The organism is Bacillus pacificus, assembly GCF_020861345.1.
In the GTDB taxonomy this organism is placed as follows: Bacteria; Bacillota; Bacilli; order Bacillales; family Bacillaceae_G; genus Bacillus_A; species Bacillus_A pacificus.
Map to the genome: position 1 here is coordinate 3093942 of NZ_CP086328.1, position 24115 is coordinate 3118056.

The following is a 24115-nucleotide window of genomic DNA, read 5'->3' on the forward strand; positions in this document are numbered from 1 at the left end:
ATTAAAACATTATATAAATAAACAATTAAGATAGATAAAGCGTTATTTTCTTTATCTATCTTTTTTACTACAATATAATTTCATTCGTTTTTTAGCAATTAAGTTTTTATTGAACCAATAAAAATTAAATAAAAGCAATGCAAATGCTGTTAAATGTTGTTAAATCTTCTTAAAGATATTATATAATATAAATAATAAGCTTTTAGGAGGTGAATATTTATGGCAGGAAATAATTCTTTAGATAAAAGCAATCTGACCGATCGTTTAGATCGACATCTCGACTGGATTAAAAGTTGTGATACTAAAGCATCTATTGTAATTGCAGTACTTGGTGTATTTCTTACAATATTTACATCAGAGAATTCTATTAAAATGTTAAAACAGATTCTTTCACAACCCCTTCAACACATTAATTTTGCAAATCTTTTATATCTATTATTATTTGTTATTTCGTGGGTTATTTTTATATATGGAGTTTATTGCTTAGTTAGAGTGCTGGTTCCTCGATTAAGTAAAGATACACTAGCATATGAAGGCATTTATAATGATTCACTTTATTTTTTCGAAAGTATAGCTAAAAATAACTTTAGAGAATTTAAAGATAAAATGAATAACTCTCAAGACGATGACGAAATAACAGATATTTTGTCACAAATTTATGTAAACGCCAAAATTTGTACAATTAAGTATTCTTATTACAGTAAAGGTATTAAATGTGCTGCTCTTGGAATTGGAGGCGTACTAATTTTATATGTAATGGGAATGATTTTAGTGATGCTAGGGGGATTTAAGTAATGGATTTCAAAGATTATGACTATAAGGAACGTAAGAAAAAAGTAGAAGAAATTCTTGATAATACAGATAAAGTTAATGAAGTAGATAAATTCCCACGAGATGAAGATTTCACCTATACTAATGGTTATAAAGCTTGGGCTGGTGCTATTTTTGTAGATTTAAGAGATTCAACGACTCTGTTTTCAGGAGAAAATGATGTAGATATAGCGAAAGTAATACGAGGATTTACTTCTGAAATTATAGAAATTTTAAGAAAAGATACGGATAATGATTTAAAAGAAATTGGAATACGCGGAGACTGTGTATATGCGGTATATTCAACACCGCTTCAAAAAGATCTTTATGATATTGCAAATCGAGCTTTTCATATAAATACTTATATGAAAATGTTGAATAAACTACTAGAGGAAAGAAGCCTTCCTACGATAAAAGCAGGGATTGGTTTAGCAACAAATAAAACTTTAGCTGTTAAAGCAGGTAGAAAATCCTCTGCAATTAATAACTTAGTTTGGATTGGTGAATCTGTAACGATAGCCGCTAAATTGTCTGATTTAGGTAATAAAAATGGAATTGGTGCAATTGTAATGTCTAGTACGTTTTATTCAAACTACATAGAAGTCCAAAAAAAATTACAACCCAATGACGGTGTGGAGAACTGGTGGACAAGAGTATACGATAGTTCTTATGGAACGTATTATCATGGCAAACCAGTCAAAACACATTTTAATAAATGGATTGATGATGGAATGAAGGACTGAATGTATGATTAATTTGTTAATTATACTTTTCAACATTACAAAAATAAAAGAGCTTAGAAGTTCTAAGCTCTTTTGTTTTTTATTCTGTTAGCAGTTTCTTCTTTAAAAACCATAATCGTCTGCAATAGAACCTGAATTGCTTTCTTTTAATGGAACTACTTTCATTTCCTCTTTTTTTGTTTCATTATCATTAAAATTATAAAGAAGAGTCATATCACCAGCAAACATAGACATTAATACATCCTTCACAACAGGGTCAGCCGTTTTTCCCATGTTCATAACATTGACAAGAGAGTTTTTATGCGATTTGCTATGATGAAAAAGTGTTATTATCCCCTTTTGCAGTTGTTCGATTTCCTCTTGAAGTTTACGTTTTTCTTTTAAAAGTTCTATATTTTCTTTGTTTAATTCTTTGATTGATTTTCTGTCTTTCTCCATTAAACGCATAATTTTTTTTGCTAATTGTTGTGGGTTAGTATGATGATCATCTACTAATTTTGCGATATCAACAAAATCCTTTCCAAAACTACCATCAACCACTTCAATTAATGTCTTATTTTTCATTTCGTCGATTAGTTCTTTTCCTCGATATGGAGAACCTCGATATTCCTTTGACCAAAAATCCTGTGAATATCCTTTAAAAGGGACACCATTTGCCCTTATTTTCTTATCTTTTACCAATTGTTTATTTAATTGAAACACACTGTTATATGTTAGCTTTAAATGGTTACCATTTAACTCCTTTAATCGTAATTGAATAATTTCATGTAACTCTTGTTCATCGAATACTATTGGTTTTCCAGCCATTTTTCTTCCTCTTTCTCAATTAAATTACTTACTTCTAATACGTCTTCATTTGACTTTAATGCTACAAATAACTGCTGTATTAAAGCATTTAATTCGTTTGCTTGTTCATTTATTTTTCTTTCTGTATGTGGTCTTATATCAACTTCTTTACCAAAGCTCTCTAATTTAAGTTCTTGATGCATTTGATAAATAAAAGCTGCCTTTTCTTTAATTTTTTCTACAGAAGGTTTAATGGTTTCTTGACGTATTATCTCTTTTTGTTTTTCAATATTTTCCCGCTTTGGTTCCACCCACCATTTGGAGCAAAACACACAGTGTCTAGAATGTTCACAAGGCATTGATAAATCTGTACAGTGACCTAAATCCATTTCAACACATTCATTTAAGGGAACTGGAGGAGAAACTGGCATATTGTTTATCTTTTCTCTTATTACGATATCTTCAAAATCTAATCCTTTTATACCATCTTTCGATAGTTTATAAATTTCTGTATCCACATAGAACCCGATATTTTGTTGATAATGATATTGTGCTTTTAATGTTGTATGTCCACCCAGTCTCGCAATTTCTATTGGTGATATACCTTGCAAAAGTAATGAAGTAAACGTAATGTGCCGAGTATCATTTAAATTTACTTTCTTTTCTACTGTTAATTTATATTTTTTGAACACTATATCTTCATAAAATCTTCCTACTAACGTAGATAAAGCTTGCCAATTAAAAATTTCATGGTATATTTTATTTTCTCTGCCTGTTAGTTTAAATTTTTTAGCAGCGAATACAATAGAAGGGTAAGAAATAAGTGTTTTGGTTTTTCCATAGCCTACTGTTAAATTGATATAATTATTAATTAGTTCGTACATTTCCTTATCTATTTCTAACGTATCAGTTACACCTAACGTCTTTTTTTCAAAATTAGGATTTCTTTTTCTACGAGGTAGTCGTAAAAAGAAGCGATTCCCATCACGATTGATACAATCTCTTTTTATATTACAAAACTCTATAGGCCGCATAGGTATAATATTTGTTATTTTCCACCACAACTTCACTGGAAGGAAAAACAAAAGCTCTTCTTTTGATAAATCCTCTTTAAAATATTTTTCTATACAATTAGCCAATTTAAAAACGTCTATTGCTCTAGGAAGTTCCCTGACTCTCGTTTCGGCGGAAAGACTGTTTTTTAAAGAAATAAATAGGTTCTTATATTTCTGTAACTGCTCTATTTCACAGAAGTCAAGAAAAAACAACCAACTTGTCACCTTACTTCTCTTAGTTTTAGAAACTTCAGCTAAATCACGAATTCTTTCTTCCACCACATCAGGTGAGTCTTTAAAATAATTTGTAATTTGTAAAAAAACCAAAATATTAGCATATATACCACGAATGTGTTTAATTGAAAATTGTCTACTCAAATTAAGAATCCAACACTTAACGATAAGTACAAAATCCTCTGAAATATGACTTTGAAATTTAATCATATTCTGTAATCTTTCAAAATTAAAGTGAGCTCTTGCAGCTCTTTCTTCCATCAACCAAATCCATTTCTCGCTTTCAAAATCCCCCTGTAAAACAATACCTTCTTCAACTAAACTTTCATAAATAATTATTGCTTCTTCTATACTTTTCTTCAAATCAAAACGTTCATCTGAGAAACTATCAAAGTCTATTTCATGCTCAAAAAAATCAAATTCTATATCTTGCATATGTCTCACTTCCTTTTACTTGATAAGGTCATAAAACGAGAATCTATTTCTTTTGGATATGGTACTTGATTGACAAGTGCACGAAATTCTTCTGCGTTTGGTTTTATAAAATCATAAACTATTTCTTTTCCGAATTCTTTTATCGCTTCTGATAATAGCTTCAATTCCAAATGAATAAGATTCGATTTTTTTAATTTCATCCCTGTTCTTGTTTCATTCACATAATCCTTGATTCTTGCAACAATACTTTCCCCAAGTGAACTTAATGCATAAAAGGTTGGAATAGCATAAGGACAATGAAAGCAGTTTTCTAGATGAGTATTTTTACAACCAGATTTTCCAAACAAACAGTGCACATTCTCATTTCGACTTGGTAATTGTTCTGTATACAATAAATGTAATTCTCTCGTTGCTTCTTCTAATGTTTTCCCTCTAATATAATCGACTACTGATTTTTGCTTCTCATCAAACTCATTCATAAATCCTGCGGTTGATTCAATTTTAAATATGTCACCAAATTTTTGAGTTAATTCTATAATTTCATTTGTTCTTTTTTCTCTATTTGATGATTTCCCCAATACTTTCTCAAGAAAAAGATCAGGAATAAATCCGAATTCTCCTCTTTGAAACAGTTGTTTAGTTAAAAAATGAAATTCTTCTTTCGGAATATGAACATAATGTTTAATTGTTTCTACATCCTTATGTCTTCTCATTAATTTCACCAATGTTGCCGATTTTTCACCTTTCTCTTGTTGTGCAAGGAGAATATAAATAATTGTCATTAGTGTTTCATTCATTTTTCTTGATGAAAAAGAAAAATTATCTTTATGTTTAAAATTAGAAAAAAACACTTTATGATGTCGATCAGTAAACATATTATATTTCGTATTAAAGTTTATTAGAAAAGGATGATTAGAACCTTGTTGTTGATAATAAGATTCCAACAATAAAACAACTGTAGCAAATGCTTCTGCTAAATCGTCAGAACAAATAAAATATCCTTTTACTTGTGTCTTAGAAATAAGTAATTCTTGTTGTCGCACTCGATTTACAATTAAACGTGCCGTTTGGAAATCAACTCTATAATTAATCATGTCCTGGACGCTAGGAATATATATATTCGTCAAATCTATTCGTTTAAATGATGTGACGTCTCCATGCCTCCATGCGTTATTTAAATGAATGATTACATACAACCATGTTGAAGCATATGTACTATCATTTTCTTCAATCAACATACGAACACTTTTTTCCAAATGAATATCAAATTCATTTACATACTCTTTTAAATCCTTATATATATCGTATTTGTATATTTCTTGTTCCCCTTCACTCAAGGGGTCTTTTTTCTTTTGTTTTGGTATGTTGATTTTATTTATATTGAATGATTTTTTCGCATACCCATCTTCAACTACATCATAATTCACCTTTTCTAAAAACTTACACAAGATAGCTCTTCTTGGGGTCGAATCACTCATACTATGATTCATAAATAAATTAATATCATTCGAAGTAAGAGCATAAATTTCTGTCACTTCATTCTCCTTTAGGAGTTTAATAATAAGTTGCGTTACTTTTACGAAATTTTTAATTTTGCTATTCATTGTTTTTTCTGCGGCATGAGAGGAATGTAGTATTTCAAAAACATGTGTAAACCATTTTTCTTTTGTATATTTTGTTTGCTCCCCAAATGATATTTTTAACAGTTTCAGCCTATACTTAAAATTTTCATAGTGGCTTTCTAGCGAAGTATTTTCTAATTGCTGTTCTACTTGACGTTGTTCTCTTCGTTTCTCAACATCTTGTTTTAAAAAGGCATGTTCAATGGTTGATAACCCCTTATAACGAGCATATCTTGGAATTTTATGTCGCTCCAACGAACAGGGGGATTCTAAAGCACTCCTTGAACCAAGAATTTCTAAAGTTTCTGCATTAGTATAGTGTCTATTCCAAAATTCCTCTTGTTTTTGAACATAATACTGTACGTCTTTTTTTAAATAAAAAACAGCTCGATTAGTGGGGTTTATTGAATTAATACGGTATTCTTTTAACATTCTTCTAAATTGCGGTTCTGTCATATTCAACAACTGTAATGTTTTCTCTTTTGTTAAAGTAACTCTTGATCCAGATAATTTCTCTTCTTCCTGTTTTCTTATTATTTCTTCCTTTATTTGATTAAAATCTTCATTCCGATAGAAAAAAACCCTTCCATTAATCTGAATAGGAGTAATATTGCACCTTGCTTCAATATAAAGTAACGCACTCGTACTTATTTTAGGAAATTTTTTCATTAGCTCTAATCTTGTTTTGTGATGTTCTAAAAATTGATGAAGGATTTCTTTTCTTATAAATCTTCTGTGATTTCTAATAGAAGCAATTGTATAATTAATGGTCTTTATGGGTAATCCTAAATTACTAAAAATTGCATCTATTTTATCTCCTTTCGCACTTTTTATCCCTAGCAATTGGGTTGCTTCTTTAAGATTATAATGATTTTGAATAATGTCGTTTTCTTCCTCTATAAATGCTTCTAAACTATTTAATTCTATTTTTCTACCTTTATATTTCACTAAACCTTTTACAACTAAACTTCGAAGTTGATCTCTAGACTTTTTATTTTGAATATGCTTATATTTTGGATTCGTTAGCAATTCTTTTATTTTGATGTAGTCTCTCTCCATTATTCCACTCCTTTTCAATCCTCTACATAGATTTCAACTAGAGACAAATTATTGATTGCGTCTGATAGTTCCTCTTTGATTGTTAATTGATCTACATATGACATTACTGCATCTAATGTGCTATCACCACGGGCCGCAGCTACTTGAGCTGGAGACAATTTTGTTTTTGTAAATAATAAATTAGTAAATACTCCTCTACCTATATGTGTAGACCAACTGGAGTCTTTAAGTAATAGATAATCACCATATCGGCTAGGATTTTGTTTAAGTAATGCTATAAAATGTTTTTTAATGTCATTAAACCATTTTGAATACACTTCACCTGTCATTGGAGCTCCTTCTTTATTAATAAAGAGTGCCTTTTTATGTCTATTCTTTACTTTTAACAATTGTTTCATATGATCTTCAAATAGTAATTCAAATAAAGGATTATAAAATAGTGGTTGTTTACGTTCTTTCTTTACCTGTGAATGTGCAGTATTTACATTCCCAAATAATAAGTCTTGTCTATCAAACACATCCAGTGTCACCGATTTACTTTCTCGATGTACAGCATCAATCGTTAGATTAACTACTTCTCCCCTTCTCAAACCGCCAAACATTTGCATATAGATGCCTAATACCATAGATGGATACATTATTTTAGCTAATTGCAGGAACTCATTTATCAATCTATCATTTAAATGTGTTAAAGTATTACTTGGTTTTTTATTTTTTGGCGGATAAACAGTACTAAATGCAGGATGGCGGAAAGGTGACTCTAATGTTTGCTTATTTGAACCTTTTATGAGTTTTCTCTCTAATTCAAATTCAGGTTCAATTATGCCTTGCTTTATCAGATATTCATAAAAAGCAGTTAAAATAAGTTCTCTCTTTTCCACTGTCTCTCTTCTATTTTTTCTCTCTACAGAAAGACTGGTTATAAATCTACTTCCATGGATATATTTCAATCCATATAATCCCTTATCTCTTAAAGAAAGAAATGTTTTATCCTCCTCTTTTACTTTATCTCCTATAAAATTTAAAAATATACATATAGTAGTTGCTACATCCTTTTGATAGTTAAATGACTTCCCTCTATACTCATACATGGTTTTAATAAAATCTGTTACAGGACTAGGGTATTTTCTTCCTGTTTCTTTACTTTCTATCATTATAGTAATGACTCTTTCATATCCCCCTTCTCCATTAATAGAAGGTATATTATCTTCTTGAACCTTATATCTCATTTTTCTTCCTCCCCCATAAAACGAAAAAAAGCAACTCCTCTTCCATAGGGTTACTTGTTATATCACTAATTCTATTATTCTTTAGGAAATTACAAAACCCTTCATATATCAACAAATCCAGGCAATTAATCTATCAATTTTCTTAATTCCCAAAAAGCTATCCGCATAATCCATTGATGCTTGCACATCTTTCGGCGGATTAATATCGACAACTTCAACACGTTCAATGCGAACGCCCCATTTTTCTGTAGCTTCATCAAGTGCTAAGCGAATTTCTGTTGAAATTTTTTCACGACCAGATAACGTTTCATCCAGTTCCATTTTACCAATGATTTGACGCATCGTTGCTGAAGTAATGTTACGTACACCGTATTCATAGTTCGAAATACCATATGTCGCAAGTTCCGGTTCAACGACTTGATAGAAAATAATTGTATCAATTTCCACTTGTACATTATCTTTCGTAATTACCTTCTGCGGTGGTACATTCGTTTGTTGAATACGCAAGTCGTGATATACGCGAACACGATCCACAATCGGAATTAATAAATTTAATCCCGGCTGCATAACACGCTGAAACTTACCAAATCTTTCAACGACTCCAACTTTTTGCTGTGGAATAATTTTGATTGTTAATGCGATAAATGTAACAACAATTAGTGCGAAAATAATCGTTAACGTTAATGCTACCATATTTATTCACTCTCCTTTTTTACTTGTAATATAGTACTATGCCTCTTTATAACAATAACTTTTTCTCCGGCATCAATTGGATCATCTGCAATAGCTGTCCAAGTATCTCCATCCACTTTCACAATGCCGTTCGCCTCATTTGTAATCGCTTGCATAACAATCCCTTTTTTACCTGCAAGCATATCTACTGTATCAGTAAAACCTTTTGCTTCCCGAAAGTTTTTTGATATTCTTTTCGTAAAGAAAGTCAATGTTAAACTTACAATCGCACCAGCAACAACTTGTAACAGTAGTGCTTCAGGAACAAACAAAGCAATAAGACCTCCGACAACAGCTCCAATTCCAAGCCAAAGCATGTAAAATGTAATCGACAGCATTTCCGCAATAAATAAAATACCAGCTATTATAAACCAAATTACCCAAGCAGCCATATGCAACCCTCACTTTCTTTCTCATTTTCTATATGTATATGAAGAAAAGAATGGTTTATCCGCCCTTTCTCATACGTGGGCGCTTACTACAAGCTATTGTACATTTTCACTGTTACAATGAGTATTATTAAAATACTATATTAATATATTCTTCATTATACATGAAAATCCCTTTCAAAAAGTGACAAAAAATTTAATTCTTTCAAAATTTATTTTTTAAATTATAATTATTATAACTACTGTCACATTTTCCCCAGAAAGGTTGTGTGCTTATTGCAAAAACATTCATTGACTTACTATCTAGGATCGAAAATATGCATTACTCTCGCTGACATCGTATACGTAATGATTATTACAACTCATATGTATATCACAACGAAATCAGCTACATTAACTGCTCTTTTTCCATTATTACAAGTCATAACTAATCTTATAGCAAATATATCTGCACCACTTATAATGAATCGTTTTCCATCTTATTCATTACTTTTTACACTGCAGTGGATAAAAACTGCTCTATTATTTTTATTAATGATATTATTCCCGATCCTTTCCACAAACATTGTAGTACTATTCATTTTCATTTTTTTCATTTCATTATGTAGTGGCTGGAGCGCTCCATTACTATACGGTATTCTTCCGCGCCTTACACCGAAAGAAAAATTAGTAAAAGTAAATAGCATTTTTTCCTTTTCCACACAAATTGCACAAGCCGCTGCTTATTCATTTACAAGTGTTATTGTGCTTCTTATCGGTGCTTCTTCTACACTCATGATGAATAATATTTTGATGATTTTCGGATGTGTTGCACTACACTTTTCATTACGTTCCATACATACTGAACGAGTAATAGAGCCTTCTTCTTCAAAAGGTGATACTTTATTGGAAGGTTGGAAGCTCTTATTTCAAAACCCTTCTCTCCGTACTGTTACATGTATGGACTTAATTGAAACTTTTGCAGGGACGATATGGATGGGTGCTATTACGATGGCTTATGTAACAACTGTCCTTCATAAAGGAGAAGAATGGTGGGGATTTATTAATACAAGTTATTATGTTGGGACGTTAATTGGCGGTCTATTAGCGTGGAAAATGAGTACATACATTCAAAACAATTTAATACGCTCTATGGCGGTAGGCTCTCTTCTGTTTAGTATTCTTACATTTTTATATGGTATGACAAGTAGCGGCTTTATTGCGCTTTTTCTGTGCGTTCTAATGGGACCATGTTATCAAATTAGAGATATTTCTCAAACAACAGTTCTACAATCAAGTGTCGCTCCTTCTTTACTATCAAAAATGTATACAGCTCATGGTGCTCTTCTTTCGACAGCTTCTGGTCTTTCTATGCTGAGTGTTGGCATTATTACCGATTTGTTCGGTGTTCGTACGATTTATATTCTCGCTTCAATCCTTATATTGTGCTCTGCTTGTTTATCATTTAACTTATTAAAATATGATAAGACAAAGCAAAAAAACATGTCACTTTAATGAACAAAATAAATAGGACAGGATTTCCTGCCCTATTTATTTTATTTATGATAAGTTAGGAGATTTCCGATGCTTTGTCGCTTGTTCAAAAGCGTATGCGAGTTTAATTAAAGTCCCCTCACGAAAAGCAGTGCTTGCAAGCGTAATTCCAAATGGTCTCCCGTTATCCATATATCCCGCAGGTATTGCTATAGACGGATAACCTGCTTTCGCACATATAGTGGAGCCTATATAAGAAGGGAACAGAATCGCATCAAGATTATATTTTTTCAGTGCAAAATCAATGCCTTGTTCTTGTGAAAAATATATATCTTCTAATCTTGCATTTAAATATTGTGGATTTCTTAACGTATTAGGAAAATCTTTTCTTCTTTCTAACTTAGTTTGTCCATATCTCAGAGCTCTTTCTGCTATGTTTTCATTAAACTCCATTAACTCTGAAATAGAATGTACTGGTATAGTAGAAGGCAATTTGGAAAGATAGTTATCTAAACTATGCTTTAATTCATAGAGTGATACACCCCAGCTCCATTCTCTATGAAAAGACGGGATATTAATATCCTCTACTACTGTCGCACCCTTACTACGTAATACTTCAATTGTTTCCTTAAACAATTTCTCATCATACTCACCAGATTCATAATAATCTTTTGGTGCATTGCTATATACACCAATTTTCGCTCCATTTAAACCATTAACATCAAGGTATTTTGTATAATCATGCTCTGCTATCCCTTCACTTTTATAAGTAGCTACGTCTTTCTCATCTACCCCAGTTAGCCCCCCTAGTAAAATAGCGGCATCTGTTACTGTTCTAGCAAATGGGCCGGCTGTATCTTGCGAATATGTGAACGGAATAATACCTCTACGACTAATTAAACCAACAGTCGGTTTAATACCGACTACAGAGTTTTGAACAGCTGGACTCAAAATAGAACCATCTGTTTCTGTTCCAACCGATACTACTGTAAAGTTAGCAGCAACTGCTATGGCAGATCCTGTACTTGAGCCACCAACAAACATATCATCCTCACCCGTACCGTAAGGGTTTATTGTTTGCCCACCTCTCGCACTATATCCAGCCCACATTTCAAATGACATTGCATTTGCTAATTCTGTCATATTTGTTTTCCCTATTATCACTGCTCCTGCTTCTCGCAGCTTCGTAACGAGAAATGCATCTTCACTACTTATATTTTGTTCTAACGCAATCGTACCTGCACTTGTATGCATAGAGTCATTCGTTTCAATATTGTCCTTAAGTACAACAGGTATACCGTGTAGTGGACCTCTTACACCTTTTGTTTTTCTTTCATGATCTAGCGCTTCTGCAATAAAGATAGCCTCCGGATTGATTTCTAAAATAGAATTGATTTTCGGTCCGTCTTGATCATACTTTGCGATTCTATGAAGGTAATACATAACTAATTCTTTTGAAGTTAATTGCCCAGCTACCATTGCTTTTTGTATATCATGAATTGTTAATTCTTTTTGTAGTAGTGTATTGAACTGAATCTCCATCGTCATTCTCCTTCTATAAAGCCTTTTATTGATAACATGTATCTATTACTTGTTCATTTTCTCCGCTCCTCGCATATACAAATACAATCCAATTAAAAGAATTCAACTCACCACTGTAAAAACCTTTTATTTCCTGAAAAATAAAAAAAGTCTGAAACGAATTAACTTCCGCTTCAGACTCTTTTATTATTTTACATATACCTCATCTAACAAATGTAAAAACTCACCTTGTTTCCCCTCTAATTCAGGGCATTTTGCAATATCAATCCATTCGTAGCAAAATACTAGGCCTTCATCTTCCTCACCGGCACTGACAATATGTTCCCAACGATTTTTTACATCTGTTAGTAATGTTACGTGGAAGAAATGACGTTTTTGATATTCCTTTTTTTCTTTCACATGTATGATGTAATCAGCTAGGAATCGTTCTATGCATAAATGACGTAACCCAGACTCTTCTTGTACTTCACGTAAAATCGCTGCTTCTAGCGTTTCCCCTTCGTCAACTGTTCCCCCTGGCACTTGTATACCAGCTTCAGGTATATCACGATGTTTAAAAACAAGCAGTTGCATAACTCCTTCTTTTTCTCTTGTCACATATGCGTGTACTTTTTTCTTATATAACACCGTCATAATCCTTCTCTCCCCTCAATTGTTCACTGCGCTACTTCTTCAAGTGTCAGTTGATTTTCATATAAATATGTAGCTTGTGGATTTCCCACATACCTCACGTGCCATGGTTCAAATCGATAGCCCGTAATCGATTCTTTCTCTTTTGTATATCGAATGACAAAACCAAATTTATGGGCATTTTCAGAAAGCCACTGCCCTTCTTTCGTTTCACCAAAAATTGTCTCTAACTGAAACTTAGCAGATTGTGATGTGATATCCATAGCTAGTCCAGTTTGATGTTCACTCGTTCCAGGAACTGCACTCGACATTGCTGTTTTTGCTTCTCCATCTTGTTTTTTATACATTGTATTTAACGCTTTTTGCCGATCAAAAGATCTAAATCCAGAGACTGCAAATAAGAAAACACGCTCCTTATCCGCTTGCTGAAACATTTCCTCAAGCGCACCGGCTGCCTCTTTCCTCATTTTTTTCTTTTCTTGATCACCTTCACTAGAGTAGCGCACTTTCGGAATAACTAAATCTGGCGGTCTATACCCGTCTGGTAAACGCCTACTTTTATTCACAAGCACAAGCATCGAATTCGGATTACTAATTACCGCAATATCCCCATCCATATTCGCAATCGTTTCTTTTGCCTTCGGAAATATGTTATTTACATTCACCTCGCGTGCTTGCTTATCCTTATACATTTTATAATTGATTCCCGCTACTCCAACAATGAGTATCGCCGCTACGATACCAAGTAGTATCCATCTTTTTTTCATATAACGACCTCTTATTTTAATAATTTGGCCATTTCATACTCATCGATGTTCTCTCCATCGATAATAAGAGCAGCTCTTTTGACACCTTCCTTCTCAAATCCAGCTTTTTTATATAGTGCCTGAGCTCTTGTATTGTGGGCCATTACCGTTAATTCTAAACGCCATACACCATGTAATCTTGCCCACTTCTCGACCTCTTTAAACAATTTAGTCCCAATACCTCGCCCACTATACTCTTGCAAAATCCCAATTACAATACTTGCTACATGTCTCTTTCTTTGAATATGATTTCCATTCACTAAAATAAACCCTACTATTCTCTCTTCTTCAACTGCTACCAATATTGTTGCATATTTATTTTCTACAAAGCGCTGAATCATTTGCTCTTGTTGCTCGGCTGTGAATTTCCTTTCTCCTGGTTCATACAACATAAATTTTGTTTCTTCATCTAATTGCTTACTTAATTGCAAAAATGATGCTGCATCTTCTACTTTGATTTCCCTAATCATTTCAATCACCCTACCAATTTCATAATAAAAAGCTTTCCTTGTAAAAAGATTTTCTCTACTTTCCCGAAAATCCCTTTGTAAATCTCCCAGTATAATTTGACAAATTTCGATATTACTATAACATGGACAAATTATGTCTATTCTGTGACACATCATTAATTACAAAAAAACGCAAGCATTACACTCACGTTTTTTCAGACTCTCGCATTCATTTCTGTTTCACTTTATCCATTCACTTTTTCTGCCTGCCAGAAATATTCACCAAACGCTTTAGCTAGCGCATCAATCGATCGATTTAGTTCTTCCTCTGTATTATCTACGCCACCAACTTCAATTAATATCGCTTGTCCTGACAAATCTTGATTGTAGACACCATTTCCTGTTTGGAATCCTTTTTGAATGACACCACGACTAACGCCTGGATATTTCTTACTAATCGTCTCATGTAAAGCCGTTGCTAATTGCAAGTTTTTTTCATAGTTTTTGTTACCTTTCCCTACTACAAACGCAAGCTTCGCATATGATTTATCACCGATTATTTTTGTCGTGACATTTTTCCGAGCACTATCACGATGTAAATCAAAGAAGTATTGTAATTCTTTATTGCCGGCCATTGCTTCTTGTACAATTTCCCGTGACATTTTATAAGAACTATTACTATTTAACCCTTTACTAATCAACTTTTGACCAACATCAGTCTTGTCGTTAGTTGCTCCGATTCCTTCATTTGCTAATTGTTCACGAAATCGGTCGCCGACTATTGAAATATTCGTTACGGAACTTGTGGCTTTATTCGGATTTGGATCATTTGTTAAATTCAATAATGGCAAATAAGATTCCCAGCTATGCGAATGATAAATAAATGCAACTTGTCGTTTTCCTGTCGTTTGAGCTGGTTGCTTTTTCTCTTTATTCGTATCCGGCTTTTGAGCCTGTCCACCTTCTCCAGTCCGTTCTTTTACTACTTCTTCAAGTGGAACGCTCGACTCTATAGGCAAGTTAGAATAATTTGTTCCTTCCCCCGCAATAACAATTTCTGTATCGTACTTACCGAAACCAGGTAGCTCTTTGCCGACAAAACTGCGTACATCGTTAAAACGAATATTCGTAGCCATAGAAAAGAGAAACGAAGATATTGAAAAATCTTGATTTAAATTTCGATATTCCTGTGTAAAATAATGATTCTCTTTCCCAAGAACGTACATGTAACCATTCATTGATAACTCATTTAACCAATTATATAAATACGTTGACTTCGTCTCTTTCATAGAGGTTACCATCATACTAATAAGAAAAAAAGTCGCTAGTACTGTAGCAATAATAAATAATACTAACTTACGTACACTCGTGAATTTCACATAAAAAAAGCCTCGATTCATACTATCACCTCTCTATTTCAAGTTATGTACAAGCTCTAGAGAATAGACCGTCTAAATTCCGGCTATATTGTTAATGAGGTGAAATGAATTGAAACTACTAATAGGAACACTACCCGTTGTACTATCATTTATTTTTTATTGGCTTGCTAAGCATCCTACCATCCGTGTTGCGTTACATATTTCAGCATATCTAGCACTTTATGTACTCGGTACAATCATTTCTATTCATATATATGATGTTTTAATACAAGACTTAGTTTTTATGACAAGTATTCATGGGATTTTACTAAATCCATTTTTTCTTATATCAGGAGCGTATATAGGGATATACACTTTGTACCTACTTTTGTCCTACATTATTACAAATATAAAAAATGGAGCGTAATGAAATGCAACCACCGTTCATCTGTCATACATGCAAAAAAAGAATTACGCGAAAGAAAGATCTTATTACTACCACATGGTACTTCCGCTTTTATGTATTTCATAGTGATTGTTTTAAACGACAGCAAGTTTTTATCTCACGATTTATCCCTGTGAATACACTTATTAATTTCTTTCTTATTATATATGGGCTGATTGTTGGTAGCATTCTTATGACTACAGAGCCATCTATCATTTGGCTTGTTTTCTTACTTCCAATTTTATATCGGTTTCTTTCCTATTATTATGTTGAACGCTTTTTCTCTAAATGAAAGTTAGACTTTCCTCTAGGAATACTTAAACATTCCCACTCATTTTCTTTTAACATTTTACCGATGTAAATCATTTGTCCAATATGCAAAGCATAATGAGAAATTTGTCTTTCAATTGCTTGCATGACAGTATGTGCTTCCCCGCGAATATATACTGTCTGCAATAAATGTTCTGACGTTAGTGCATTCATCGTTTTAAAAACATATTCCCAACCTTCATTCCATGCTGCGAGTACCTCTTTCTTAGAAGAATAACCACCTTCAAATTCAGCATCTCGGTTACGATCTATTTTTTCACCGTCAGATGTTAAAAAATCCGTCCATCTAGAACGCATATTACCGTGCAGATGCTTAATTATAATTGCTATGCTATTTGTTGCTTCATGAGAAGACCATTCAATCTGTTCATATGATAATTGTGAAAGCACCCGTTCCCCTTGTTTCTTTGTTGCTTCAAAATTCGAAATAGCACACTGTACGTATTCGCGTCCAATATCCATGTTCCCCCGCCTTTACATTAACTAATTTTTGTTCCATTTGGTAATTCCATATTAGGCTGCAGTAATACAACATCACCCGCTTCAGGTACTCCTCCTAAAACAAGTACTTCTGATTTAAATCCCGCTACACGCTTTGGCGGAAAATTTACAACAGCAACGATTTGCTGACCGATTAAATCTTCTGGGTTATATCTCTTCGTAATTTGAGCACTTGACTGCTTCATTCCAAGCTCTCCAAAATCAATTTCTAGTTTAATCGCTGGAACTCTCGCTTCTTTAAATTCCTCTGCATGTGTTACAGTCCCAATCCGTAAATCCAAAGTTAAAAAATCTTCAAAATTAGCCATTTTATCACTCCTTTCATTTATTACTTAGACAAAACAAAAAAATCCCCTTTAAAAAAAGAAAGGCGCCTAAGCACCTTTCTTTTGTAGTTCACTTGATTCATTTGATTTATAGAAGAAGAAACCGAGGATCCCGCCAATACATGATGGGATTAGCCATCCTATTCCTTCATTATATAATGGTAACATTTGTAGTACGTTAGAAATCGCGTCAATTTTAATCTTCGCACTTTCTAAACCGTTAAAGAAACTAATTAATAATGCACCTAAAATAGCTCCAATATAAATGGTATTGCGCTTCCCAATCCATTTATGGAAGTAAGAAAGTACGATTAATACGATTGCAACTGGATAAATGATCATTAACACTGGTAAAGTAACTGCGATTAATTGCGTTAAACCTAGGTTAGATACAATTAAACTAAATACACATACCATTGTTACAATCGTTTTATGCGAAAGTTTTGGGAATAAGTTTGTAAAGAAGCCAGCACAAGCTGATGTTAATCCAACAGAAGTTGTTAAACAAGCAAGTACAATAACAAGTCCTAATAAAATTTTACCACTTGTTCCATATAACTCATTTACAACATTCGTTAAAATAAGTCCACCATTCTCTGATACCCCAAGTGATGTACTTGTTGAACCAAGATAAGCAAGTGATAAATAGATTAACGTTAAACCAAGTACAGCGATAATACCTGATACTACTGTTATTTTTGCAATTTGATTACTCTCTTTTATTCCTTTAGAGCGGATAACTTGTACAACTACAATTCCAAATACAAGCGCACTAATTGCATCCATCGTTAAATATCCTTGAATAAATCCACCAAAGAAAGCATTTTCCTTGTATGCCTCTAGCGGTGCAGCTGGTTCTCCAATCGGATCAACAATTGCCTTTCCGACAATTACAGCAACAATTAATACTAACAATGGTGTAAGAAATTTCCCGAACCAATCCACTAATTTTGATGGATTTAAAGATAAATACCAAGTTATTCCGAAGAAAATTATAGTGAAAAGAAATAGCATGTACCATTCGGAAACTAATGCCTCTGATAAAAATGGCTTCATACCCATTTCAAATGAAACGGCTCCCGTACGCGGAATCGCGAAAAAAGGTCCAATCGCTAAATAACTAATCAATGGGAAAACAAACGCAAATATAGGGTGAACTCTAGAAGATAGCGCTTTCAAGTCCCCCTCTACAAACGCGACAGCTGTTACAGCTAATAGGGGTAATCCGACTCCCGTTACGAGGAATCCAATTGTAGCAACCCAAACATTCTCTCCAGCTTGTTGCCCTAAAACTGGTGGGAAAATTAAATTTCCTGCTCCTAAAAATAGTGCAAATAACATTAAACCAATTGCTACCGTATCACCTGGCCTTAAACGTCCCTTCATGCTTTTCATTTGCATAGCACTTTTTCATTGTTTATCTCTATTTTCACAATATGCTATGCATCCTCCTCTCTGTTCAAGCTGATAAAATATGCCCCTTACAAAGCAGTGTCTTTCTCCATAATTTCTCCAATCCCCTTATTTTTACTCTAATTATTAATTTTTGATTTTTTTGAATTTTTAAATCATTAGAGTGGTATTGCGTGGAGTATAGTTGTCAGACCTCTTTGTTTTTATCACACATATAGTAACATATTTAGTTGAAAAATAAAAACATATTTTCAAATTGACTTTTTTGAAAATCAAAATTATCTACATTTTTTATTCTTTTGCACAAATATTGTTTCAGACTCACTTATTACCCTATCGTTATTTTCAAATAATTTTATACACGTAACATAACAAAAGCCATCCAACATAATTAGACGGCTTTTGCATATTATTCTATCGTTTCAACTTCACGTGGATTTTTCATCTCTTCCACATACACCACTCTAAATCCGTGATCTTCTAAATCTTTCAATAACGTCTCTAATTCCCCATCGTTAAACTCTTCTCCTAATGTAAACATAATTCTACGAACTAATAAGGCATCGTTATCAAAAGTCATTAAACTTTGGATACCTGTATATTTTTTTAATACTGTCGATAATTTTTGAATAGCCCCATTATAATCTTGTGTCCCAATCATGACAGAATATTTACTAGAATGAACGCCCCAGGCATCTTCTAATAGCTCAAAAACCTTTTTATGCGTTAAAATCCCAAGAAAGACTCCTTTTTCATCAACTACTGATAAATAAGGTAATTTTTTTATTGTAAAAAATACTTTAAAGAACGAAGAGTCTTCTCTGACATATCCTTCTTTATCGTTTAATAATCGTAATACATTTTCTTCCAGAGAACCTTTATATTCTAAAATATCTACTTTATATATATTCCCTAAATATTTCTCTTTTTTTTCATCTAAAACTGGTACACAACGATAACCAGTTTTATTTAAATGTTCTAGTGCTTCCCCTATCGTAATTGAACTTGAGCAAAATAAAACTTCCCTTTTCGGCACATAATTCCCTTTAATCCTCATAAACAGCCTCCTTATGTTAAAATACTTTCTGTGCCATAACTATATTATATTTTCAGAAAAAAATAAATGATTTATTTTATTTTTCTGAAAATTATTCATTTTCTTGTCATAATTTATTCACCTTTCATTCAATTCTATCCACTACAATACTAAACTTCTTTAAGAAAAATATATTGTAACTTACTCCGAAAAAAGCTAAAATAAAAATAAGAATCTTCTGAATATTCAAAGAGTAGGTGGTTACATGTCTTTATTGCGCTCACACATATATAAATTTATCGTTGGTGTTCTCATTATATTTATCATTAGTCCTATTCCAGCTTTATTCATTACACATAAATACTCATACATCACCGGCTTTATAAGCATTTTCCATAACTTCGCACAACTTTCTTCGATGACAATTCCAAAGATTGATTGGATGCACGAATCTATCTTTTTCTCAGCAAATCAGATGGTACATACTGCTAATCAATCAACACCGTTATTCCCTTACATGTGGGAAATATATTTTTTATCGATTGTTCGTTTTACCTTTACTCTTGCAATCGGATTCTTCATCAGCTTAGGGATTGGCCATTTATTTTTTAAAGCACCTCAATCGGTTAAAAAGTTCACTTCTTTATTAAGATGGATTCCTTATTCTTTATGTACTGTATTATTACAATGCGCAGTCTTATTACTACTCCTATACATCACAAAATTTATAAAGATTCCTTACTACTCATCTTTTATCATCGTTTGTAGTACTTCCATGATTATCGTTATGCAAGCAATAAAAAAATGGATTCCTTTCTTAAGTAATACAAATGAATATGAAATAAAACAAGCTTCTTTCCTTGTAGATACATTGTTTTTAGCGCTTACTTCGAATCATAAATCTATTTTAGGTTCCATTATTCTTTCATTCGTTTTTATGGAATGCGTTTTTCACGCAAGTGGACTATTGCAATTTATCGTTCAATTCGGCGGAAATGCACCTATTATTGTTACAATTAGCTTATTACTTTTGTATATCCCGTATTGTATACTCTCATTCCTTCAAACGCTATGGACGACAAACCACTTTAAACAACAATCATACGCTTTAACGAGAAGTATTCCAAAACCTTAATTTGAAATAACCCTCTAGAATCTGAAAGTAGAGGGTTATTCCTTTTGTATAGCGGACAAAATAACAGCAAATTCAAAAACCATTGCAGAAACATACCAATATTTACCCTTTTTCTTTGACTATTCTTTTCATTTGGATTTATTATAAAAGTATAACATAATTGCAGGAGGTGACATCTTTATTCCAAGCGACGGAATAGAGAATACACTTGGACATATTAAATATTTTTCTCATCATTGTACTTATCCTTATTTCCGGCTTTTTCGTTGCATCAGAATTCGCTGTTGTAAAAGTACGAAAAAGTCGAATTGACCAGCTTGCAAATGAAGGCAATAAACAAGCTTTAGCTGCAAGAAGTGTCATATCTAATTTAGATGTTTATTTATCAGCTTGTCAGCTCGGGATTACAATCACTTCTTTAGGGCTTGGTTGGCTTGGTGAACCAACTGTGGAACATTTACTACGACCGCTCTTTGAAAAGATTAATATTACTGGAACAATGGCAAATACTTTATCCTTTATTATCGCTTTTAGCGTGATTACATTTTTCCATGTTGTATTAGGTGAATTAGTTCCAAAGTCTTTTGCAATTCAAAAAGCAGAGGCAATCACACTTAAGTTTGCACGACCACTTATTTTATTTGATAAAATTATGTACCCGTTCATTTGGTTACTTAATAGTACGGCTATCTTTTTCACAAAACTACTCGGTTTAGAACCTGCGAAAGAAAATGAACTGGCCCATTCTGAAGAGGAACTACGACTCATTTTAGGTGAAAGTTTCAAAAGCGGCGAAATAAATCAAGCCGAATATAAATATGTAAATAATATTTTTGAATTTGATGATCGAGTTGCGAAAGAAATTATGGTCCCTCGTACAGAAATGATTTGCTTATCTACTGAAAATACGTTAGAAGAAAATATGGATATCGTCGCAACTGAAAAGTATACACGCTACCCTATCATCGAAAAAGATAAAGATGATATTATCGGTATGATCAATACGAAAGAAGTATTTCATGATCAAACGAAAGGCATTCATAAGCCACTTGAATCTTACATACATCCAGTACTAACTGTCTTTGAAACTGTTCCAATTCGCAAAACGTTAGTTCATCTACAAAAGAATCGCGTTCAGATGGCAATCGTTATGGATGAATATGGTGGTACGGCTGGACTTTTAACAATGGAAGATATTCTCGAAGAAATTATTGGAGAAATTCAAGATGAGTTTGATGTGGATGAATCACCTATGATTGAAAAGCGTACGCCGAAGCTTACTGTTTTAGACGGTAAGGTGCTCATTTCTGAAGTGAATGATATGTTTGGCCTACATATTGATGATAGTGATTTAGATACAATTGGAGGTTGGCTCCTCTCTCAAGCAGTGGACTTAAATATTGAGGCTGGTTATTCCATTGAATTTGCCGGTTTTCAGTTTAAAGCACTAGAACTTGATGGACATCAAGTGAAAAAAATTGCGGTACATAAATTAGACACGAAGAAGGAGCTATAAAGTGACAGTATTATTAACAATCTGTATCATTGCCTGTTTTATTGTTTCATTTCTTGCCTTTATTTACCCTATCATTCCAGGCATACTCGCTGTCTGGGCTGGATATTTCATTTACCATTTCAGTATAAATGGTGGAGAACTAACAACTTCCTTTTGGATTATTCAAGTCATTTTCACACTATTCATTTTCGTTGCTGATTTTATTGCAAATGGATATTTCTTAAAAAAATACGGAAGTTCTAAATGGGGAGAACGTGTCGGTATGATTTCTATCATTGTCGGCTCTTTCTTTTTCCCACCATTCGGTTTAATTATCATACCGTTCTTATCGGTATTTATTACAGAACTCATGCATAAAAAAGCGCCAAAAGACGCCTTTCTAGTAGGAGTTGCTACTGTAGTTGGTTTTTTAAGCAGTACAGTAGCGAAAGCCATTCTCCAAATCATTATGATTATCATATTTGTATGTTATATCGTCTTTTAACCATCCCAATTGCGGGATGGTTTTTTAATAGGAAATACCTACTCGGCTATTCTCATATTTGTTTTTACTACATAGATTCCACGTAAATTGCGCTGTATCACCAACTGTTATTTTTGCTCCTCCTTCTGGTAATACATCTTTTTCAGTTCGATATATACCTGTCACATCACCGTCAATTAAATGCGTCGGACAAACGACCGTCCAGCATAAATTACTACTACTAAGTATCTTATATGCAGCTAAATGATCTTCTGCTGCTGTTGTCGACTTTCTCTTTGATTCCGTTGATTGAAAACGATATAAATTTAGATTTGTTCTTGCTTGTAAAATACCGGCTGTTCCTATTGTAATGATTTTACGAACTCCTTCTTCTTCCATTTTCTTTATAATTTGTGGCATACTCTTCGCTAACGTCCCATTTTGATCCGTTCCAAGTGCACTAATTACTATATCGCTTCCTTCTATCGCTTTCTTTATATCATTTTCATTTAATACATTACCTTCTATAACTCGTAATCTTTCATGGTTTATTTCTACTCTACTTGAATCACGCGCTAATGCAGTCACTTCTGCTGAATCTTTTAATGCTAATTTAATTATGTTTGAACCTACTCGCCCTGTTGCTCCCAATATGCACACTTTCATTTGTTTTCCCCCTCTTTCATTCTTTCTCTATTTTTCAATAATCTTAATCAATTTACAACAAAAAAGCTTCCTCACATAAAAGAGGAAGCTCTATTATTACATTATTTCTTTTCTTTAGAATCCGTAGACTTCTCAGTTCCACTTGTTTCTTTATCCTTTTTATCCTCTTGTTGTGTTGTTGTATCGTCTTCTTTCTTCTTGTCCTCACCTTTACTACAACCTACCATTAATAAAGAACTTGCAAGTGCCATAGCAGTTAATGATTTAACCCATTTGTTCATTTGCGTTTCCTCCTTTTGATAGAATATGTACAATCCCATATTACTCTCTATTTTTAAAGGAAAGATTGAAAAATAGTAAATAAACGGTAAATATTTGTAAATTTTCTGATAATAGATATATACATATAGTCATTTTTTCTCCACAAAAAGTAAAAAACTAAGGCGCCTATCTTTCCGCCTCAGTTTCTTATGCAAACTTCTCCTTTTCATATACATGTTTAATCTTATACTCTTTCTTCACGACATATTGCCATACACTATAGGCATAACGATTCATTTTCAGGAAGCAGTTTTCTAAAAACGAGCGAAATTCTGGATTTGCAACTTCAACTGCCACTTGAGCAAACTTTAACGCTAACCGTTTCAAATGCGAAATATAACAAGTTGCAATATAAATATCACCTGTATATTTACTATCAGTTTCCTTTTCCATTTCATGAAAATGAAATGAAATTGGTTCACAAGTTATATGCTGTACATTCTCTCCTTCTTGAAAATTCACTTGTTCATTATATGCTTGCAACATATATGGTAAATGATGCTGTAATAGCTCCTTTAATTCTTCGTCTCTTACCTGTCCTGTATACTCCCCAACCTTATATATAAGCATATAACTATACCTCATCAATTCTTTCATACAATCCATGAAAG

General features: G+C 32.9%; 25 protein-coding genes and 1 pseudogene. 8 read left to right on the plus strand and 18 right to left on the minus strand.

The genetic code is table 11. The features are described from left to right. Positions 1-219 precede the first annotated feature (219 nt). Positions 220-795, plus strand: coding sequence for a Pycsar system effector family protein (locus LMD38_RS16210; RefSeq protein ID WP_048540270.1), 576 nt, complete (start codon positions 220-222; stop codon positions 793-795). Continuing rightward, on the plus strand, positions 795-1553 hold the full coding sequence (locus tag LMD38_RS16215) for an adenylate/guanylate cyclase domain-containing protein (RefSeq protein ID WP_048540268.1): 759 nt from the start codon (positions 795-797) through the stop codon (positions 1551-1553). The genes LMD38_RS16210 and LMD38_RS16215 overlap by 1 nt, the downstream gene beginning before the upstream one ends. A 102-nt stretch (positions 1554-1655) precedes the next feature. On the opposite strand, the gene LMD38_RS16220 is transcribed toward LMD38_RS16215, so the two are convergent. The 6 genes and pseudogenes from LMD38_RS16220 to LMD38_RS16245 form a co-directional block, all read right to left on the minus strand. Continuing rightward, entirely contained in the window at positions 1656-2360 is a 705-nt protein-coding gene (locus LMD38_RS16220) for a hypothetical protein (protein WP_048540266.1), read from the minus strand. Continuing rightward, positions 2342-4063 (minus strand): site-specific integrase, encoded by a 1722-nt coding sequence (locus LMD38_RS16225; RefSeq protein ID WP_048540263.1) that lies wholly within the window; start codon positions 4061-4063, stop codon positions 2342-2344. The genes LMD38_RS16220 and LMD38_RS16225 overlap by 19 nt, the downstream gene beginning before the upstream one ends. Positions 4064-4068: 5 nt before the next feature. Beyond that, on the minus strand, positions 4069-6744 hold the full coding sequence (locus tag LMD38_RS16230) for a hypothetical protein (protein ID WP_048540260.1): 2676 nt from the start codon (positions 6742-6744) through the stop codon (positions 4069-4071). 14 nt (positions 6745-6758) lie between these two features. Further along, positions 6759-7973 (minus strand): site-specific integrase, encoded by a 1215-nt coding sequence (locus tag LMD38_RS16235; protein WP_048540258.1) that lies wholly within the window; start codon positions 7971-7973, stop codon positions 6759-6761. 168 nt (positions 7974-8141) lie between these two features. Beyond that, positions 8142-8666, minus strand: a pseudogene (locus tag LMD38_RS16240) (SPFH domain-containing protein); the annotation flags it as partial. Positions 8667-8668: 2 nt separating this feature from the next. Continuing rightward, a complete protein-coding gene (locus tag LMD38_RS16245) occupies positions 8669-9097 on the minus strand; it encodes an NfeD family protein (protein ID WP_000741991.1) in 429 nt (142 codons plus the stop codon). Positions 9098-9361: 264 nt separating this feature from the next. On the opposite strand from LMD38_RS16245, the gene LMD38_RS16250 reads away from it, so the two are divergent. Then, the gene (locus LMD38_RS16250) at positions 9362-10588 is read left to right on the plus strand and encodes an MFS transporter (protein ID WP_080454402.1); all 1227 of its coding nucleotides are present in this window, start codon (positions 9362-9364) and stop codon (positions 10586-10588) included. Positions 10589-10633: 45 nt separating this feature from the next. Here the strand turns inward: LMD38_RS16250 and LMD38_RS16255 are convergent, their stop codons facing one another. The 5 genes from LMD38_RS16255 to spoIIP form a co-directional block, all read right to left on the minus strand. Then, positions 10634-12109, minus strand: a complete 1476-nt coding sequence (locus LMD38_RS16255; protein WP_016717290.1) for an amidase family protein — start codon at positions 12107-12109, stop codon at positions 10634-10636. Positions 12110-12295: 186 nt separating this feature from the next. Continuing rightward, the gene (locus LMD38_RS16260) at positions 12296-12742 is read right to left on the minus strand and encodes an NUDIX hydrolase (RefSeq protein ID WP_016717289.1); all 447 of its coding nucleotides are present in this window, start codon (positions 12740-12742) and stop codon (positions 12296-12298) included. Between the two features lie 23 nt (positions 12743-12765). After that, on the minus strand, positions 12766-13506 hold the full coding sequence (locus LMD38_RS16265) for a M15 family metallopeptidase (protein WP_000747655.1): 741 nt from the start codon (positions 13504-13506) through the stop codon (positions 12766-12768). 11 nt (positions 13507-13517) lie between these two features. Then, on the minus strand, positions 13518-14015 hold the full coding sequence (locus tag LMD38_RS16270; protein ID WP_016717288.1) for a GNAT family N-acetyltransferase: 498 nt from the start codon (positions 14013-14015) through the stop codon (positions 13518-13520). 224 nt (positions 14016-14239) lie between these two features. Next, positions 14240-15394, minus strand: coding sequence for a stage II sporulation protein SpoIIP (gene spoIIP, locus LMD38_RS16275; protein ID WP_001079296.1), 1155 nt, complete (start codon positions 15392-15394; stop codon positions 14240-14242). Positions 15395-15482: 88 nt separating this feature from the next. On the opposite strand from spoIIP, the gene LMD38_RS16280 reads away from it, so the two are divergent. Next, on the plus strand, positions 15483-15779 hold the full coding sequence (locus LMD38_RS16280) for a hypothetical protein (RefSeq protein WP_016717286.1): 297 nt from the start codon (positions 15483-15485) through the stop codon (positions 15777-15779). A 4-nt stretch (positions 15780-15783) separates the two neighbouring features. Next, positions 15784-16089 (plus strand): hypothetical protein, encoded by a 306-nt coding sequence (locus LMD38_RS16285; RefSeq protein WP_061182705.1) that lies wholly within the window; start codon positions 15784-15786, stop codon positions 16087-16089. Here LMD38_RS16285 and LMD38_RS16290 read toward each other — a convergent pair. The 4 genes from LMD38_RS16290 to cbpA all read right to left on the minus strand — a co-directional run bounded on the left by LMD38_RS16290 (position 16062) and on the right by cbpA (position 19424). Further along, complete coding sequence (locus LMD38_RS16290) at positions 16062-16589, minus strand: DUF1572 domain-containing protein (protein ID WP_016717285.1); 528 nt, start codon at positions 16587-16589, stop codon at positions 16062-16064. The two genes, LMD38_RS16285 and LMD38_RS16290, sit on opposite strands and share 28 nt — an antisense overlap. A 17-nt stretch (positions 16590-16606) precedes the next feature. After that, positions 16607-16936 carry a chaperone CsaA gene (csaA, locus tag LMD38_RS16295; protein ID WP_001263033.1) on the minus strand — a complete coding sequence of 110 codons (330 nt, stop codon included), beginning with the start codon at positions 16934-16936 and terminating at the stop codon, positions 16607-16609. Positions 16937-17002: 66 nt separating this feature from the next. After that, positions 17003-18340, minus strand: a complete 1338-nt coding sequence (gene brnQ4 / locus LMD38_RS16300) for a branched-chain amino acid transport system II carrier protein BrnQ4 (RefSeq protein ID WP_073531294.1) — start codon at positions 18338-18340, stop codon at positions 17003-17005. A 436-nt stretch (positions 18341-18776) separates the two neighbouring features. Continuing rightward, positions 18777-19424: a cyclic di-AMP binding protein CbpA gene (gene cbpA / locus LMD38_RS16305; RefSeq protein WP_049113683.1), complete on the minus strand. Its 648-nt coding sequence runs from the start codon at positions 19422-19424 to the stop codon at positions 18777-18779. A gap of 244 nt (positions 19425-19668) precedes the next feature. Between cbpA and LMD38_RS16310 the strand changes: the two genes are divergently transcribed. The 3 genes from LMD38_RS16310 to LMD38_RS16320 all read left to right on the plus strand — a co-directional run bounded on the left by LMD38_RS16310 (position 19669) and on the right by LMD38_RS16320 (position 22538). Further along, positions 19669-20538 carry a hypothetical protein gene (locus tag LMD38_RS16310; protein WP_000055298.1) on the plus strand — a complete coding sequence of 290 codons (870 nt, stop codon included), beginning with the start codon at positions 19669-19671 and terminating at the stop codon, positions 20536-20538. Positions 20539-20746: 208 nt separating this feature from the next. Further along, positions 20747-22054: a hemolysin family protein gene (locus LMD38_RS16315; protein ID WP_016717280.1), complete on the plus strand. Its 1308-nt coding sequence runs from the start codon at positions 20747-20749 to the stop codon at positions 22052-22054. Between the two features lies 1 nt (position 22055). Then, on the plus strand, positions 22056-22538 hold the full coding sequence (locus LMD38_RS16320; RefSeq protein ID WP_061182980.1) for a DUF456 domain-containing protein: 483 nt from the start codon (positions 22056-22058) through the stop codon (positions 22536-22538). 24 nt (positions 22539-22562) lie between these two features. On the opposite strand, the gene LMD38_RS16325 is transcribed toward LMD38_RS16320, so the two are convergent. The 3 genes from LMD38_RS16325 to LMD38_RS16335 form a co-directional block, all read right to left on the minus strand. After that, a complete protein-coding gene (locus LMD38_RS16325; RefSeq protein WP_062822317.1) occupies positions 22563-23183 on the minus strand; it encodes an NAD(P)-dependent oxidoreductase in 621 nt (206 codons plus the stop codon). Positions 23184-23284: 101 nt separating this feature from the next. Then, positions 23285-23464 carry a hypothetical protein gene (locus LMD38_RS16330; RefSeq protein WP_001045960.1) on the minus strand — a complete coding sequence of 60 codons (180 nt, stop codon included), beginning with the start codon at positions 23462-23464 and terminating at the stop codon, positions 23285-23287. Positions 23465-23651: 187 nt separating this feature from the next. Next, positions 23652-24110, minus strand: coding sequence for a spore coat protein (locus LMD38_RS16335; RefSeq protein WP_000340557.1), 459 nt, complete (start codon positions 24108-24110; stop codon positions 23652-23654). Positions 24111-24115: the final 5 nt, after the last annotated feature.